This is a genomic window from Mesorhizobium waimense (genome assembly GCF_003601975.1).
GTDB classification, from domain to species: domain Bacteria; phylum Pseudomonadota; class Alphaproteobacteria; order Rhizobiales; family Rhizobiaceae; genus Mesorhizobium; species Mesorhizobium waimense.
The window spans coordinates 1-421 of the sequence record NZ_QZWZ01000227.1 but is presented as its reverse complement, the minus strand read 5'-3'; the positions used below and the strand labels follow the sequence as shown (position 1 = coordinate 421).

Genomic DNA, 421 nt, shown 5'->3' with positions numbered 1-421 from the left:
GCGCGATCGTCAACTATGGCAAGCGATACCGAGCTGGGCTTCGTGTCGCCACCAGCCTCGCCGAGTCAGCAGTGAATTCGCTTGTCGGCAAACGCATGGTCAAGAAGCAGCAGATGCGCTGGTCTCTCCACGGTGCGCACCTGCTCATGCAGGTCAGGACGGCGGAGATCAATGGCGAACTTCGCAATCGGCTGCGGGCACCGTTCCGACAGCCAGAACCGAACGTGCCTCCATTATTCAAGCCCACACCGCCCCTTCTGCGCGCCGCCTAACCCCAGAGAAGTTACCGGTCTCGCCCTGGGCGAACTGGCGAAGCACAGTGATGCGAATCGTGATGTGGAACCAATCTAGCACATGCTCGCTGGCAGGGCCGATCATTTCGGCAAGTGAGCGGACTTCCTCGCCGCCGTCGGTGATGAAG

2 pseudogenes are annotated in these 421 nt (G+C 60.8%); one reads left to right on the top strand and one right to left on the bottom strand.

Annotated features, from left to right (window positions below):
* Nucleotides 1-272: pseudogene (locus D3227_RS40760) on the top strand (hypothetical protein); the annotation flags it as partial.
* Here the strand turns inward: D3227_RS40760 and D3227_RS42505 are convergent.
* A pseudogene (locus D3227_RS42505) lies at nt 238-421 on the bottom strand (ISKra4 family transposase); the annotation flags it as partial. The pseudogenes D3227_RS40760 and D3227_RS42505 overlap by 35 nt on opposite strands.